The 17,317-nt window shown below is 45.8% G+C and carries 11 protein-coding genes; 7 read left to right on the top strand and 4 right to left on the bottom strand.

Going from position 1 to position 17,317, the window contains the following annotated elements:
* The first annotated feature begins 8 nt into the window (after positions 1–8).
* Together BEL04_RS20730 and BEL04_RS20725 are read left to right on the top strand one after the other, a co-directional pair.
* Positions 9–518, top strand: coding sequence for a cupin domain-containing protein (locus BEL04_RS20730; protein ID WP_066007079.1), 510 nt, complete (start codon positions 9–11; stop codon positions 516–518).
* A 176-nt stretch (positions 519–694) separates the two neighbouring features.
* A complete protein-coding gene (locus BEL04_RS20725) occupies positions 695–2,527 on the top strand; it encodes a carboxypeptidase-like regulatory domain-containing protein (RefSeq protein ID WP_066007077.1) in 1,833 nt (610 codons plus the stop codon).
* 67 nt (positions 2,528–2,594) lie between these two features.
* Here the strand turns inward: BEL04_RS20725 and dcp are convergent, their stop codons facing one another.
* Positions 2,595–4,733: a peptidyl-dipeptidase Dcp gene (dcp, locus tag BEL04_RS20720; RefSeq protein WP_066007075.1), complete on the bottom strand. Its 2,139-nt coding sequence runs from the start codon at positions 4,731–4,733 to the stop codon at positions 2,595–2,597.
* Positions 4,734–5,221: 488 nt separating this feature from the next.
* On the opposite strand from dcp, the gene BEL04_RS20715 reads away from it, so the two are divergent.
* From BEL04_RS20715 to BEL04_RS20705, 3 genes are all read left to right on the top strand, one after another.
* Positions 5,222–6,079 carry an RNA polymerase sigma factor RpoD/SigA gene (locus BEL04_RS20715; RefSeq protein ID WP_066007073.1) on the top strand — a complete coding sequence of 286 codons (858 nt, stop codon included), beginning with the start codon at positions 5,222–5,224 and terminating at the stop codon, positions 6,077–6,079.
* 340 nt (positions 6,080–6,419) lie between these two features.
* A complete protein-coding gene (locus BEL04_RS20710; protein ID WP_066007069.1) occupies positions 6,420–6,869 on the top strand; it encodes a PepSY-like domain-containing protein in 450 nt (149 codons plus the stop codon).
* Positions 6,870–7,020: 151 nt separating this feature from the next.
* On the top strand, positions 7,021–8,718 hold the full coding sequence (locus BEL04_RS20705) for a gliding motility-associated C-terminal domain-containing protein (protein WP_066007068.1): 1,698 nt from the start codon (positions 7,021–7,023) through the stop codon (positions 8,716–8,718).
* Between the two features lies 1 nt (position 8,719).
* Here the strand turns inward: BEL04_RS20705 and BEL04_RS20700 are convergent, their stop codons facing one another.
* Both BEL04_RS20700 and nagB read right to left on the bottom strand, forming a co-directional pair.
* Entirely contained in the window at positions 8,720–9,865 is a 1,146-nt protein-coding gene (locus BEL04_RS20700; protein WP_066007067.1) for an acyltransferase family protein, read from the bottom strand.
* A gap of 96 nt (positions 9,866–9,961) precedes the next feature.
* Positions 9,962–11,881 carry a glucosamine-6-phosphate deaminase gene (gene nagB, locus BEL04_RS20695; RefSeq protein ID WP_066007065.1) on the bottom strand — a complete coding sequence of 640 codons (1,920 nt, stop codon included), beginning with the start codon at positions 11,879–11,881 and terminating at the stop codon, positions 9,962–9,964.
* 102 nt (positions 11,882–11,983) lie between these two features.
* Here nagB and BEL04_RS20690 point away from each other — a divergent pair, with 102 nt between their 5' ends.
* A complete protein-coding gene (locus BEL04_RS20690; RefSeq protein WP_066007064.1) occupies positions 11,984–13,177 on the top strand; it encodes an anhydro-N-acetylmuramic acid kinase in 1,194 nt (397 codons plus the stop codon).
* Position 13,178: 1 nt separating this feature from the next.
* Here BEL04_RS20690 and BEL04_RS20685 read toward each other — a convergent pair whose 3' ends face one another.
* Entirely contained in the window at positions 13,179–13,925 is a 747-nt protein-coding gene (locus tag BEL04_RS20685; protein WP_066007063.1) for a DeoR/GlpR family DNA-binding transcription regulator, read from the bottom strand.
* A 269-nt stretch (positions 13,926–14,194) separates the two neighbouring features.
* On the opposite strand from BEL04_RS20685, the gene BEL04_RS20680 reads away from it, so the two are divergent.
* Entirely contained in the window at positions 14,195–17,314 is a 3,120-nt protein-coding gene (locus BEL04_RS20680) for a SusC/RagA family TonB-linked outer membrane protein (RefSeq protein ID WP_066007062.1), read from the top strand.
* Positions 17,315–17,317: the final 3 nt, after the last annotated feature.

Below are 17,317 nucleotides of genomic sequence, written 5' to 3'. Positions count from 1 at the left end.
CAAAACCTATGGATCGCCAAATTATTTATCTTAACCCCGACAACAACCTCGAAAGGGCCCGCTGGTATATGGGCGGTTTTTTAACCTTTATTGCCACCGGTAAAGATACCGATGGTAAATATGCTTTGATAGAAACCATTATGCGCAAGGGCCTGGAGCCGCCGGGGCATACCCATACCCGCGAAGATGAAAGCTTTTATGTTTTGGAAGGAGAAATCCTGTTTACTGCCGGCGGAAAGGAAGCCTTGTTAAAAGCCGGAGATCATATCTACCTGCCCAAAGGCATCCCGCACGGGTTTAAAATACAGACAGATACCGCAAAATATCTCTTACAGGTAACCCCGGCCGGTTTGGAGGAGATGTTTATTGAGGTAAGCCGCCCAGCCGAGAAGCACGAGCTACCACCTCCGCCATCAGGGCCGCCAAGCCCCGAGTTTATTAAATTAATGGGCGAGCTCACCGTTAAGTACGGCATACAGAACCTTGATCATACTCAAATTAAGGCTGTAAATATGTAATAATAGCAGAGCCATCGGTTAGGATGGCTTTGCTATTTTAACGCCATACGTCACCAAATGCATAATTCATGCTTATAAAAGGTGATATGACGAACCTAATAAGGGTATTTTTACGGTATTCGTTGTTTAAGCATCTATCTACATTCGATCATTATTCAGCATAAACCGAATGTATCATGAAATATCAATTCAGCTTTTTACTGTTGCTGATCAGCAGCACGTTGTTGGCACAAATTTCGTATCCCGATCTGATTACCAAAATCCAATCGCAGGAAATCAAATTTCCGTTCCCCCAAAAGGATACCACCGTAAGAGTCGGCGAAATTAACATCAATAATAACAACCCGGTTATAAACTATGCCATGCCGGTTGAGCATTCGGACCATATTGTAAGTCCGGGATCGCGGGAGAGCTCACGCGATTTGGGCCTTCCTGGGCCTAACAGAACCGTAATAATAGATCAGAGAGACATCACCAATATTTACCGCGTTGTAAATGCCAACCGCAATTTACGTGTTGCACTGCGATTTACTATACGCAATTGGGTATCCGCGGCTAATACTTTAACCCTAACCGTGGGATCGCAAACCAAAACAGTGCATAATGGCGAAAGCGAAATATTGTTTAATAATGTGCTTGATGTAAATGCATACGTAACCTGTTACACCAATGGTAACGTTCCACCTCGCAGATCGTCGCTTTTAGAGTCTTGGCAGCAAACAAATAACATATTAAAAATTAACTGGCATGTTGCCGGTGCTGGTATTGTTACCTTGCCGGTTTTGCCTGTTAAAATAGTTTATGCACCGGTTGTTGATTCGAAAAAGTTAAACACCTCGTCAATATCAAACTCCACCTTACAAGGCTATAGCTCCAGTTTTCAGATTAGTTCGGTTAACAGTACTACAACACCGATCAGCACTGGCTTTACTACATTAAGTGGCATACAAAAAGATCTGGGCGACCTATCCAAAGCGTTTTCGTTAATTGATGACCCGGACGTAAAGGCGGCAGGAGCGGCATTAAATACCGTGAATGGTCTCCTGACAGATGCTTTAGGATCACAGGCCATCAATCAAACGGTTTCAAACTCGGTCACCAACCAGCAAACTTATGCGGTAAGCAGCTCCGAAACCGAAACCATGCAGGCCAAAGCCAGTAACGGCGGACCGGGAGATGGCGATGTGATTTGCTTTTACACCGATGTTAAGCTATTATGGTGTCAGGTAGGCGGTAAAATGGAGTTTGTATTGCTGGGTTATAACCCAACTTTAAAAACGCCGAGCGCCTGGCAATTGAAGGCTGCATTAGGTGGTTTAGTAAACAGGCCACCCGGAGCAAGAGATGCGCAATGGAACCTTGACGCGCGTTCGATAGCTTCGCTGCTTGCTTTGGATCCGTTTACCGGCCCTAACGGAGCTCAGACACAACTCGATCCTGCACGGTTTTCGATAGCGCATAAATTGGATGGCTCGCAGGCGTCATTTCAAAATGGTGGCGTCGATGAAACAGAAACCGTATCGCACCAGGTAACCGCTTCCGATCTTCAGTCGACGGTTATCAGCAGTTCAACTATTGAAGTCGACAAACCCGGTTTCCTTTCATTTTTAGGATTGGGCGAAACCGGCGACAGGACCATTCAATCAACATTCAGCAAAAGTGCATCGGTACAACTTACCAATGGTCAAAGTATTGTGCAAAGTTTCACCCTGCATGGCGATGGTTTGATGGACCATTATTACTGCGAGGTTTATTTCGATAACGTTTTTGGCACGTTTGCCTTCAGGGATAACTCGACAGAATTGAGCACAGCCAACAGTGTAGCAGGGACCGTCGAAAATACGGCAGGCAGAAGGTTATCGAATGCAAGTGTGCGATTGAATGCCGGGTTGCAAAGTTTCTGGACGACAACAGACAGCAATGGTCATTTTCAGTTTAGACTACCGGTTGATGCGAATAAAAATTCGTCGACGGTAACCGCAGGATCGGCCGTAGTAAAACTTCAGTAAGCAATAGAAGAAAATACAAAGAGAGGCCATGAAAACGGCCTCTCTTTAGATATATATGTTGGTTGATTTATTTCTCAACCAAACCACGCTTAACCAGCATTGGGTGGATAGATGGTGCGTGGCCGCGAAAATCGGCAAACATTTTATTGTAATCTTCGGTATTGCCGCGCGATAATACCATGTCGCGGAAACGCTGTCCGTTTTTACGGTTCAGGCCTCCATTCTCGGTAAACCAGGCGAAAGCGTCATCGTCCAGCATCTCGGTCCACAAATAAGCATAGTAACCGGCAGCATAACCATTGCTCCAAATGTGTAAAAAGTAGCTTGACCGGTAGCGTGTTGGCACCTGCGGCAAATCCAAATGCGTGTTGTGCAGGGCCTGCGCCTCAAATTTATCTACATCCTGCAGCGGGGCATTAGCGCCTAAGGTATGCCATTGCATATCCAGGTCGGCAGCTGCTAAAAGTTCGGTAAGGGCATAACCCTGATTGAAGGTGCCGGCCTTTTTGATCTTATCCACCAAAGCCTGAGGCATAGGCTGGTGGGTTTGGTAATGTACGGCGTAGTGTTTAAACACCTGCGGATCGAGCGCCCAGTGTTCGTTGAATTGCGATGGGAACTCCACAAAATCGCGTGCGGTATTGCTGCCCGAAATGCTGGCGTATTGCTGGTTGGCAAACAGGCCGTGCAATGCGTGGCCAAACTCGTGGAACATCGTGGTCACATCGTCAAAACTGATCAGTGCCGGCTGGCCGGGAGCGGGTTTGGTAAAATTGCAAACGTTATAAACCACAGGTTTTTGATTCTGGAGTTTTGATTGATCGACCATATTGCTCATCCAGGCGCCGCCCGATTTATTATCGCGTTTAAAGTAGTCGCAATAGAATAAGCCGATCTGGCTGCCATCCTGGTCGATCACATCAAATACGCGCACATCGGCCTGGTAAACAGGCAAATCTTTACGCTCTTTAAATGTCAGGCCATACAGCTGGTTAGCGGCATAAAACACACCGTTTTGCAACACATTGTTGAGCTCGAAATAGGGTTTTATCTCGCTCTCGTCTAAATTGAATTTAGCTTTGCGTACCTGCTCGGCATAAAAATTCCAGTCGTAAGGCTCCAGTTTAAACCCGCCTTTTTGCTGGTCGATCAGGGCCTGTATATCGGCCGCCTCGCGACCGGCTTTGGCTGTTGCAGGGCCAACCAACTGGCTCACGAATTTCTCGACTGCCCCGGGCGTTTTGGCCATCTGGTCCTGCAGTTTCCAGGCGGCATAGTTAGCGAAACCCAATAATTTGGCTTGCTGCGTACGTATCTGTGCTATGCGCGCTATGGTGGCGCGGGTATCATTGGTATCGTTCTTTTCGGCGCGGGTGTACGAAGCCTCAAAAAGTTTCTGGCGGGTGGCGCGGTTGCTTAACGATTGCAGGCTCGGCTGCTGTGTGGTGTTTTGCAATGGGATGAGCCATTTGCCGTCCATTTTAGCTGCCTTGGCGGCCTGGGCAGCGGCGTCGAGTGCGCCTGGAGATAAACCCGCAAGTTCGGCCTTATCGCTTACAACCAATGCCCCGGCCTTTGCGGCAGCCAATAGCTTATTGGTAAATTTGGCTTCGAGGGTGGCATCCTCGGCATTCAGTTTTTTCAGTGCCTCTTTGTCGGCATCGTTCAGGTTTGCGCCGGCCAGTACAAACTTCTGATAATAAAATTCGACCAGGCGTTTCGATTCGGCATCTAATTTCAGCGTTTCGAGCTTTTTGTAAACAGCTTCCACGCGTTTAAACAATTTGCTGTTCAGGAATATAGCATCCTGGTTGGCCGAGAGCTTGGGCGCTTCCTCTTCCTGTATCTTCTGTAATGTCGGGTTGGTATTGGCGCCGGTTAGTACGTTAAACACATAGTTAACCCGGGTAAGCAGCTGCCCGCTTTTCTCAAGCGCTGCAAGCGTGTTTTCAAAAGTCGGCGCATCGGGGTTATCGGCAATTTTTTGCACTTCGGCCAGGCGTTGTTTCATGCCTTCTTCCATTGCCGGTTTAAAGTGGGCATCCTTAATTTTATCAAAAGGCGGGGCCTGCAAGGGCAATGTACTGGCGTTTAGCAACGGGTTATCGGCCGAAACGCTGCCGGCACTATTGCTTTGATGACCGCCTCCGCACGAGGCCAAAGTAATTGCCATAGCTATTAAAGGTAAAAAGTGTACTGTTTTCATGTAGGCTATTTAGGTTCAGAATTTAATTTTGACGTTTCGTAAAGATGCTAAAAATACAAACATTGATCTGTGAAAACAAAGTGTAAACATTTTGGCGCCGGGCCTGTTCTCCGAACATATGCCTCGTTCTATATCATCCGCCGGCTGGTAAACATACTGATTGTCACCTGATATTAACATTTAAACACTGCATGCAAACAACTTATAATGAGTATTGTAAAAGTAATTTTTAAACCTTACCTTTGCACCTCGAAACAATATTGGCTCAAAATGCGTTATAGCACCAGAATCAATAAATTTGCCGGGAGTTGTGTCTATCTGTTTGCGACAAATTACTTATCAGTATTGTGTCATAATGAGTAGGAGGGATAGCCAGATAACAATTTGCAAATAATTTATTTCGTTTATAGAGGGACTATCACGAAAGTAATTTACTACATTGTACAACACTCTGAACACAGAGTGTATTTTTTCACGAGGTTTTAAAAATGAGACAACTCAAAATTTCCCAATCCATTACTAACCGCGAATCCCAGTCGTTGGATAAATATCTGACCGAGATTGGCAAAGTAGATCTGATAACCGCTGATGAAGAGGTTATACTGGCACAGAAAATACGGGAGGGAGACCAGGCTGCATTGGAACGCTTAACCAAAACCAATTTGCGTTTTGTTGTTTCGGTAGCCAAGCAATATCAGAACCAGGGCTTAACCCTTGGCGACCTGATTAACGAAGGGAACCTGGGTTTAATTAAAGCGGCTAAACGCTTTGATGAAACCAAGGGCTTTAAATTTATATCGTACGCAGTATGGTGGATCCGTCAGTCGATCCTGTCGGCCGTTGCCGAGCAATCGCGTATTGTGCGTTTGCCGCTTAACCAGATCGGATCGTTAAACAAAATACGCCAGGCTTATTCAAAGTTGGAACAGGAGTATGAGCGTGAGCCGTCGCAAGCCGAGTTAGCCGAGATACTCGAGACCACCGAGGAAAAGATATCCGATTCGTTAAGCAATTCGGGCCGCCATGTAAGTATGGATGCGCCGTTTGTACAGGGCGAGGAGAATACCTTACTGGATGTTTTGCAGAATAACGAGCCCACTACCGACGATCTGCTGATGGAAGAATCGCTGTCGCAGGAGATCATGCGGTCGTTAGTAACCTTAGCCGAGCGCGAGCGCGAAGTTATCGTGCTGTTTTTTGGTTTAGGTAACAACTATCCGCTTTCGCTGGAAGAGATAGGCGAGAAATATAACCTGACCCGCGAACGCGTCCGCCAGATTAAAGACAAAGCCCTGCAACGCCTGCGCCACACTTCGCGCAGCAACCTGTTGCAATCGTATTTATAATTAGAGTGCCAGAGAAAAAATGGAAAGCTCCCGGTTGCCGGGGGCTTTTTTTGTGACCGGAAGAAAAGTTTATGATAAATTTTTGATAATGTAACCCAAATAATACAGAATTATTCGCAAATATTATCCTGTTTCTTTAAACTATTATCAAAAAAACCATTCCAATTATTGAGAGATCGTTAAAAAAACAAAGCGAATCAGGACGTTAATTAAACGATCATAAAAAAATATACGATTGTTTAACATAATTTCAAAAATTAAATTAATTTGTTGATAATTATACAATGTATTATCTTTGCTATTGAAATTAATTTATTAAAACAATTAAATCATTATCATTATGAAAAAGGTATTAATACTAATTTCCATCTTTACCTTAAGTTTTGGATTTTACGCTAAAGCGCAATATATAGGCACCGGCGATCTGCCGGCCGACATCACTCAGGATTTTTCGGCCAAATATCCAAACATGACCAGGGTAGATTGGGAGAAAGACGGCAAACATTACAAAGCTACTTTTAACGTTGAGCAATTTGCACACCAATTGGTTTACGATCAGAATGGCAAAATGATATCGCAGCAGTTTGGCCTGCCGGTATCGAGTCTGCCTGCCGACGTGTTCGACGGTTTGAAAAAGAACTTTCCCGAACTGAAAATAACCGAAGCCAGCCAGGTTGAAGAAAAAGGCAAGGTATCGTATAAGCTGAGCCTGGCCGATGAAACCGGTAGCGAAAAGGTAATTATGGCCCCGGATGGCCGTGTGATCAGAACGATTATCGATCAGCAATAAGAACCGGTAAATTACTCAATAAGAATTATAAGTCCTGGCTAAAAACCAGGACTTTTTTTATTTGTTTATGTTGATACAATTTGCGTAATATTATACGTTATACGTAAACTGCTGTTGAGCCCACCAGGATACTAATTTAAATCTTTGCTGAATGAATAAATATGTACTCTTATTCATCGCGCTTTTCACCCTGAGGGCTACTGCACAAAACTGTCCGCCCAATATAGGGTTCGAAGATGGTAATTTTACTAATTGGGATTGCTCTGCTGGTACCGTAGATCAAAGCGGTGTTTTGCACTTAACGGCAACCGGCCCTGTTCCGGGAAGGCACACTATGTATTATAAAAACGGTACCCCCGGCGTTGACGCTTATGGCGGGTTCTCGCGTATATGTCCAAACGGCAGTAATTATTCTATCCAGTTGGGTAATTCTGATGTTCCATCAATAGCCGAGCGTATTTCGTATACCTTCACTGTTCCGGCAAACGCGTCAGACTATACCATCTTTTATAACTACGCCTGTGTATTGCAGGATCCGGCGCCCGGAGGCACGAATCATACCACCGAACAAAAACCCTTGTTTTCGGCACAGATATATGACGTAGCTACGGGTCAATACATCCCATGTGCATCGTTTTCATATAATGCCGGCTCGAGTTTGCCGGGCTTTAAACAGTCGCTGTTTAATAACAGCAAAGGCATTGTTTATTATAAAGACTGGACCCCGGCGAGTATTAACCTGCGCGGATATGGCGGGCGTGTTATGCGGCTCGAATTTACTGCCCGCTGCTGTACGCCGGGAGGGCATTTCGGTTATGCTTATCTTGATGTTAACGAGGGATGCAGCTCGGCAATTACCGGGAATGCTTTTTGCACGAACGAAAAATCGCTGAAGCTTTATTCGCCGGCCGGTTTCGATCAATATTATTGGTATAACGAAGACTATACCAAATTATTAGGTACACAATACAGCTTAACCATCACCCCGCCGCCAGCTGATCAAACCAAATATAACCTGATCATCGTGCCTTTTGCGGGTTTAGGCTGTAGGGATACTTTGCATACCACCATCAACGCCATTAATGCCGAATTTGATTTTAACCTGCCCGATTCGATAGCGATATGCCCTGGGCAGGGGACGGTCGATATTACAAAGCCATCATATGTAAGAGGCAGCAGCCCTAATTTAACCTATGCGTACTATTCCGATCCGGATGGGGTAAACTTCCTGCCGAACCCTACGTCGCTTGGCCCCGGTGTATATTATGTTAAAGCAAGCAACCCATTTGGCTGCTCCAATATTTTGCCTGTTAAGATCATTATTAGTACCCCGATATTTAACCCGGTAAGGCCTGCCCCGGTTACTTATCCCGAGGGCATCGATCTGTCGGCAACGTTCACAGCCGATACCAGTTTAACATACACTTACTACAGCGATCCGCTGGCTACAGTGCCGCTTACCAACTTTAACAATCTGCACTACAGCGGCATTTATTATATTAAGGCGACAAACAAATTCGGGTGTTATACCATCAAGGCTATTGCCGTCACGGTTAACCCGCCACCGCCGCCAACTATCACGGCGCCTAATACCTTTACGCCGAATAACGATGGGGTTAACGATTATTTCGGCATAACCATAAGCGGTTACGGGACGTTTAAAAACCTTAAGATATACAACAGGTTAGGCGAGCTTTTATTTACCAGCTACGATATCAATAAATTATGGGATGGTAAGTTTGATGGTAAGCCTGTTCCGGGCGGGACGTATTATTGGGTACTTACAGCGGTTAATACATACTTCCGTACCTCTATTAATACATCCGGCTACATTACTGTTATCAGGTAATTTATACTTTGATAAAGATCTTACGGTTATACATGATCCACAGGATGAGCATGAAGAACAGGTTAAAGCAAATGGCCCAGGCCAGCGATGCGTTTACCGGCGAAAAATGGGGCTTAAACACCGTTTGAAAAATATACTGGCTTAGTGTTATCTTTTTTTCGGTGACGTGGATAAAGCCCAGTGTGCGCACCAGTATTGCCGAAAACGAGAATACAAAAATAGCATTGACACCGTAAACAACCGCAGGTTTGACGAAACGGTTATAACCCTGAACATCAATTATCCAGTAGCAAAAAGCCAAACCTAAGGTGGAGAGGCCGCCCGCATATAAAACATACGAACTCGACCAAAGTGCCTTATTGATCGGGAAAAACAAATCCCACAATAAACCCAGCATCACCGCACCCAAACCGGTGCTGAACATCCAGGCTATTTTGGTGGCTTCGTCTTTATCCTTACGCTTGAGCCAGGTGCCGATCATGATGCCGAACAAGGTTGTGCCGCACGCAGGTATGGTGCCCAGTAAACCTTCGGGGTCCCAAACTTTTGATTCTTTCCATAAATGAGCTTCGCCTATCAAAGTGCGGTCTATCCAGGCGCCAAGGTTGGTTTCGGGCTGGAGGTTTGCCGGGCCAAAACCAGGAACAGGTACCAGGGTCATGATCAGATAGTAGCCAATGAGGAATATCCAGAACAGCCATAGTTGGGTTTTGCGGGTAGTATTGAGGTAAAGCGTGCCACAGATGCCAAATACGATACCGATACGGACCAATACACCTGGTATGCGCAGCGTATGCAGGTTGATGAAGTGATGTTCGTTGAAATTATAGAATGGATATGCCGATAGCAGCCACCCCAGGAGCATAATGATGCCCGCCCGCCTCAACACATTCAGCATCAGCTTTTTGTGATTGGCCGGATCGGCCTTTTTTGTTTCCATGGCAAACACGATAGAAACGCCGACGATAAACAAAAAGAAGGGAAATATCAGGTCGGTTGGGGTGCACCCGTTCCAGGCGGCATGTTCAAGCGGGGCATAGATATGACCCCAGTCGCCAGGATTGTTTACCAGTACCATTGCGGCAACCGTTATGCCTCTGAAAACATCGAGTGATAGCAGGCGGTTAGGGCCCAGGGCTTGTTTCATGCTAAAAGGGGTTTATTTGGTTAAATAATATCCAAGATATAAAATAAATTACAAACCGGTCCAACGGCCTCCTGTTCACCAATCCCCACTCACCGATTAGTATTTGTACCGTACAAAAGCTTCCATTGCCTCATATTCGGCCAGGCCAAGCTTATCGTACTGGCAGGCAGTATCGCGGTTGCGGTCTTCGGCGCGTACCCAGAATTCGCGCGCGTCTTCTCCCGGGAAAACCGGCCTGTCTTTTTGCGACTGATGTTTGAAGATAGCGTTACGTTTACGTTCCACCTCCTGCGGCGATAAGGGTACAGCCATCTCGATCTCGTGCACATCAAACTCAAACCAGGCACCGCGGTAAAGCCATAGCCAGCAATCTTTAACCCAGTCTTCGGTTTCTTTCAAACGTTTAAGCGCTGCCAGTATGATGTTAAAACAAACCAGGTGCGTACCGTGCGGGTCGGCAAAATCGCCGGCGGCAAATACCTGGTGCGGTTTTATTTTTTTCAGAAGATCCATGGTTAACTTGATATCGGCTTCGCCAACGGTGTTCTTCTGCGTTTTACCGCTCTCGTAAAAAGGGAGCGCCATAAAGTGGATATGATTATCCTCTAATCCGGCATAACGGGCGCCCGATATGGCTTCGCTTTTGCGGATGAAACCTTTCACATCGCGCACTTCGGGCGTATCAACCTGGTTTGGCTGTTTGGATGCAATAAACTTGCGCATATCCTCATATATGGCTTTCAGCCTGGCGTTGCTTTCGCCGATGCTATGGTTAAAATCGATGGCAAACTCCATATAACGCAACACGTCATCATCCCAAACGGCAGTATTGCCCGATGTTTGGTAAGCCACATGCACATCATGCCCCTGGTCGACCAGGCGGATAAATGTGCCGCCCATCGATATCACATCGTCATCGGGGTGAGGCGAAAAAATAACCGACCGTTTTTGTGCCGGGTAAGCGCGTTCGGGGCGGTCGCTGTCGTCGGCATTGGGTTTGCCTCCGGGCCAGCCGGTAATGGTATGTTGTATCTGGTTAAAAATATCGATGTTGATGTTGTAAACCGGACCCAGCTCAACGGCAAGTTGGGCCATGCCATGGTTGTTGTAATCGTCTTCGGTTAACTTTAAAACCGGCTTGTTTACAGTACGGGCCAGCCAGATCACCGCTTTTTTCTTTAAAGTGTTATCCCAGGCACAATCTTTAACAAGCCATGGCGTATCGAAGCGGGTTAACGACGATGCTGCGCCTGCATCGAGCACAAATTCCACATTATCTGATAACTGCAGGAAGGTTGCCGGTACATCGCCCGATATTTCGCCTTCGACGGCTTTTTTAATGATCGGGGCCTTTTTCTGGCTCCAGGCCATCAGGATGATCTCGCGGGCCTTAAATATCGTACCGATACCCATGGTGATGGCCTTGGTAGGTACGTTGGCCTTGCCGCCAAAATCGCGCGAGGCGTCGCTGCGGGTCAGGTCGTCGAGCGTAACCAGGCGGGTGCCGCTGTTGGGCGCCGAGCCAGGCTCGTTAAAACCGATGTGGCCTGTACGGCCGATGCCCAATATCTGCAGGTCGAGGCCGCCAAGGCTGTTGATCTTTTGTTCGTAATCGTAACAAAACGACTGTATAAACTCTTTCTTTAAATTTCCATCAGGGATGTGGATGTTGTTTTTATTGATATCCACATGGTTGAACAAATTCTCGTTCATGAAGCTCACGTAGCTTTGGGCAGCCTTGGGCTTCATGGGATAATACTCGTCCAGGTTAAAGGTAATTACATTGCTGAAGCTTAGTCCTTCCTCTTTATGCATACGCACCAATTCGGCATAAACCTGCAAAGGGGTAACTCCGGTCGCCAGGCCCAGAACGGCCTTTTCGCCCTTTTCTTTTTTTGACCGGATGAGGGCTGCAATACGTTGTGCAACTTTTACCGATGCGGTTAACTGGTCGGGATAGACAGTCACCGGCAGCTTTTCGTACCGGGTTTCTTCTAATAAATTTAATCTGGCCATATGATAAAGAAAAGGTAAATTCTAAGCAAATATATCAGAACCCTGCACATAGATGCATAAAAAAAATAATTTTATGCGTGGCGATATCTTTATCTTTGATTAATGCAGCATTTAAACAGCAATCTCACAAAACTGGTTGAAATAGCCTCGAAAACCGAAAGGTTAGGCATTGGCCTGATGTCGGGAACCTCGCTCGACGGATTGGACGTGGCGCTTTGCAGGTTTGCAGGAAATGGTTTAAAAACGCAAATTTATTTGCATGAATTTGCAACTTTACCTTATTCGACCGAATTTAAAAACGCCATTCGCGAGGTGTTTTCCAAACAAACTGTCAATCTCGAAAAGCTTACCTTACTAAACGCGTACATTGGTAATTTTCATGGGCAGTTGGTGCTGGATTGTTTGGAAAAATGGGGCATTGATCCGCTCGATGTTGATTATGTCGCCAGCCACGGGCAAACCATTTATCACGCGCCTAAGCGCCTGCATTTAAACGCTGATTACCCCAACGCAACCCTGCAAATTGGTGATGGCGACCACCTGGCTGTAAAAACCGGCATTCTGACCATCAGCGATTTCAGGCAAAAGCACCTGGCAGCAGGTGGCGAAGGAGCTCCGTTGGCTTTATACGGCGATGTGCTTTTGGGTACTAAGGCCGGTGAGGACCGCATTTTGTTAAATATGGGCGGTATAGCCAACCTGACTTATCTGCCCGCAGATAGCGATCCGGCTAAAATTATGTGCACTGATATCGGCCCGGGGAATACCTTAATTGATGCAGCCTGCAAGAAGTACTTTAATCGCGATTTTGATGAGAACAGTAAGATCGCTTTTTCGGGCGAAGTAAATGAAGTTTTATTAAACGAGCTGTTGTCACATTCCTTTTTTAAAGAAAGTTTCCCTAAAACCACCGGCCCCGAGTTATTTAATTTAGGCTATGTGGAGCGGGCGCAGCAATTATCGGGCACACAAAATATAACACCGGCGGATATAGTAGCTACCCTGAGCACTTTAACGGCAAAAGTTATTGTGAGTGTTATACGGGACAATTATCCGGGTAAAAATTTGAAATTGTTTGTAAGTGGCGGTGGTTACCGCAATCCGTTCATCATGAAGCAACTGCAACAAGGTTTACGAGATGTAAGTATCAGCAGTACTGCCGGTCTGGGCATCGACCCGGATGCTAAAGAGGCCATACTTTTTGCATTGTTGGGTAATGAAACGCTTTGCGGCGAACCCATTGCCATCGGAACGAACCCGGCGACGCTGATGGGGAAGATCAGCTTTCCTGTTTAGATCAGTATAACTGTATATTTTCGCGGCTGTAAGCCTGTAAGATCTGATCTGTCGGGTCGAGGTCGGTTATCAGGCAACTGATCTGGCTCAGCTCGCAAACGCGTATGCGCTGTGAAGAGTTGAGTTTTTCGGCAATACACATCACTGCCAGTTTGTTCGACGAACGGATCATCGACTTTTTTACCTGGACGATATCCAGGTCAGAATCGGTAACACCGTCGCTCAACGAAATGCCATTGGTACCTAGAAAGCAAAAATCGAAACGTATCTCGTTTAAATAACCCGTAACCTGCGGGCCAACGCAAACCTGCGAGTTTTTTGAAAACTGCCCGCCTATGAGGATGACGGTGATCAGCGGGTGATCGGCCAGTTGCAGGGCAACAAGCGGACTTATCGTAAATATGGTAGCGCTTAAGGTTTTGGGTAACATTCCCACCATCTCGATCATGGTGGTGCCGCCGCCTGTTAAAATAACCATGCCATCCTTAATTAAGCTGATCGCTTTGTGTGCGATCTTCTTTTTGGCATCAGCGGCGTAAACATCGCTGTACTTAAAAGGATAGTGGTACGAGCGCGACAGTGCGCCGCCATGTACCTTTACAATTTCGCCGGCCTCATCCATCTCGTTCAAATCGCGGCGAATGGTGTCTTCAGACACGTTTAACTGCAGGGCAAGGTCGGCAGAAAGCACCTTATTGTGTAAATTAACCTGTTTAATGATAAGCGAATGGCGTTCTTTTTTTAGCATGTTAGTTAATTAAAAACTTGTTTAGGTTAAATATTGCGGGTTTCTGCATGTATCGAAAATAAAATTGTATAAAATATGCAAGAAATAAAAATTAATTTGCATAAATTAGCTTTATCAGTTAAGATAACTAAATTTATTGCATTTTATTGCAGGTTTCGACGGGTTGGACACTAAGCATTCGAATTGATTTGCACTAACTGATACAATAATCACCAAAAACGCACCAACTACCAAACACAAATAAATAACTAACATTAAACAAATCATGTATGAAAAAAGCTCTACTCACTCTTTTCTTCGCAGTATTTTGTTATGTAGCAACTTCGTTTGCACAAACAGTAACTGTTAAAGGGAAGGTCGTAGCCGCCGACGACGGCTCCCCGCTACCGGGGGTAACTGTTAAAGTTAAAAACACACAAAAGGCAACCACTACCGATTTTAACGGTGCTTACAGTATCTCTGTCAATACAGGCCAAATACTGGTATTTAGTTATATCGGGACTGTTACGCAGGAAAAGGTTGTAGGGGCATCAACAATAATTAACGTACAGCTGGCACAAGACAGCCATGCGCTTAATGAGGTTGTTGTAACCGGCGCTTTCGGCGTTAAACAAAGTCAGCGCGACCTGACATCGCCAGTGCAGACGGTAAAAGGTGAAGATATTGCCAATACCCAACGCGAAAACTTTTTGAACGCTTTACAAGGTCGTGTAGCCGGAGCAACAGTGACCAGTACAAGTGGCGCCCCGGGCGCTTCATCGCAAATTGTATTGCGTGGGTACAATTCTATAGGTGGCAGCAACAACCCTTTGTTTGTAGTTGATGGGGTGCGCGTTAGTAACGATGCTGTTGACCAGCAATTGTTAGCATCGAACGGCCCGAACCGCAGTGCCGACTTTACCAACCGTATTGCAGATATTAATCCTGATGATATTGAATCGGTAACAGTATTAAAAGGAGCCGATGCTGCTGCAGTTTACGGCTCATCAGCTTCTGGCGGTGCTATCGTTATCACTACCAAAAAGGGCCACGCCGGAAATGGTTCGTTTACCTATGATAACAACTTTGGTTTTGCTACCGCTTACCGCTTCCCCCAAGTACAAACCGTATTTGGTGTAGGGCAAAACGGTGCTACCAGCACTACCGTACGTACAGCCTTTGGCCCTGCTTACGCGCCTGGTACCACGACTTATAATAACCTGGCAAACATTATGCAAACCGGTAAAACGGTTACCAATAATGTAGCTTTCGAAGGTGGTAACGATCAGTCATCGTATCGTATTTCGGCACAGTTCAGGAATGCAACAGGTGTATTACCGGTAGCATATAATGATAAATTATCGTTGTTCTTTTCGGGTCAGTCCAAACTATCATCTAAACTAACCAGCAGCGCTACTTTTAACTATTTTAATATTGACAACCGTAAATTGAATAAGGGTAACACGGGTACTTACATCGACGCGTTGACATGGCCTACTTATGATGATGTTAGGAACTATCAAAACCCTGACGGTTCGAAAAGAACGCTTATCCCGTCGACAGCCAGTTTAGCCGATAACAGCATTGATTTTGACAACCCTATTTGGGATGCTCACAACAACATCAGCGAAGATAAAACCAACCGTATAAAAGCCAGCGCCGACCTGTCGTTCGACGCTACGCCATGGTTAAACTTCCGCGGTATTGTGGGTATCGACTTTGCTTCGACAGCCGGTAACAATTACACCAGCCAGGCAAGCTCGGCTTACCAAAATTCGCCGGTAAACAGCTTTGCTGCAACAACGGGTATTGGTGCAAATGGTATCATTGATAATTTCAACGACAACAACTTGCAGATCAACAGTAACGTGTTTGCGACCGTTAAAAAAACCTTCGGTAATTTCCGCACAACGCTACGCGTAGGTGCCGAGATTATTAACAACAGCGATGACGTGAATGGTTTTTACGGACAAAACTTTGCGCAGCCTAACTTTAACAGCATTAACAACACCGACCCTACCAAACAACGTACATCAGATTACCTGAAACGTGTTAGGTACGCATCGGGTATTGCTAACCTGAGCGTGGTTTACAAGGAGGCTTTAACGCTTAACGCAACTGCAAGGGAAGAGTATTCGTCAAAACTATCGGGTACTACACAAGATCATTACTTCTATCCATCGGTAGGTTTGGGTTATATCTTTACCGAAATACCAGCGCTTAAAAACAGCAACTGGTTATCGTATGGAAAGATCCGCGCATCATACTCAGAGGTAGGTAAAGATCCTTATGCCCCTTACCAGATATTATCAACCTTATCGCAACAAACCACAACCGGCGGCGGGTTTGCTTATAACGTAACCGGCAACAACCCGTTGTTGAAACCTGAGCGTGATAAAGAACTCGACCTGGGTGTTGAATTTCAGTTATTTAAAGGCCGCTTAGGTGCCGATATCAGCTACTACAGTGTGGTGGCCACTAACCAAATATTTGCGCCTCGCACCAGCTACGCCACAGGTTACATTTTGGCCTATATCAATGGTGGCGAAGTTGATAACCATGGCGTTGAGATAAGTTTAACGGGCGTACCTGTTAAAACAAAAGATTTTAGCTGGGATGTGTTGCTTAATTTTACCAAAGCGCACGGTACCGTTAAAAGTTTAGGCGGCTTGCCTGAGTATTATAACTCTGATACCTGGTTGTACTCGAACGTACGCGTGAGCGTATTCCCAGGCAGCAGCACAGGCAATATAGCAGCCTACAATTATGCACGCAACAATGCCGGTCAGATATTGGTTGACCCGCAAAGCGGTTTGCCTATCAGCAATGCAACCTTTGGTACCGTTGGCGATAGGATACCCAACTTCCAGGTAGGTTTGGGTAACCATTTTAGCTTTAAAGGTTTTGACCTGAGCTTCCTGTTCGATATCCGCAAAGGCGGCGACGTATTTAACGGCAATGAGTTGTTTTTAACCCGTTACGGTTTAAGTACCCGTACGCTTGACCGCCTGACACCTGTTATAGTACCGGGTGTTATTAAAGATGGCAAGGAAAACACCGCTAACCCAACGGTTAACACTATCCAGATCACACCATACTATCAAAACACTTACTATACCAGTAATATCGATGCCGACTTTGTTGAGCACAACATCAACTGGCTGAAACTTAAAGATATTACTTTGAGCTATAAATTGCCACAAACCATACTAAGCAGGCAAAAGCTGTTTAAAGCTGCGAGCGTGTTTGTAACCGCTACCGATGTGTTTATGTGGACGAATTACACCGGTGCCGACCCTGATGTGAATGGTAACAACGCATCGGAAACAGGCCCGGGTTCGAGTGGTTTTGATTTCGGAACGCTGCCAACCCCGCGTGTAATTTCGTTAGGTTTAAAGGTTAAGCTATAAATT

Source organism: Mucilaginibacter sp. PPCGB 2223, assembly GCF_001705515.1.
Classification (GTDB): domain Bacteria; phylum Bacteroidota; class Bacteroidia; order Sphingobacteriales; family Sphingobacteriaceae; genus Mucilaginibacter.
This window is presented reverse-complemented; position numbering and strand designations above follow the sequence as displayed.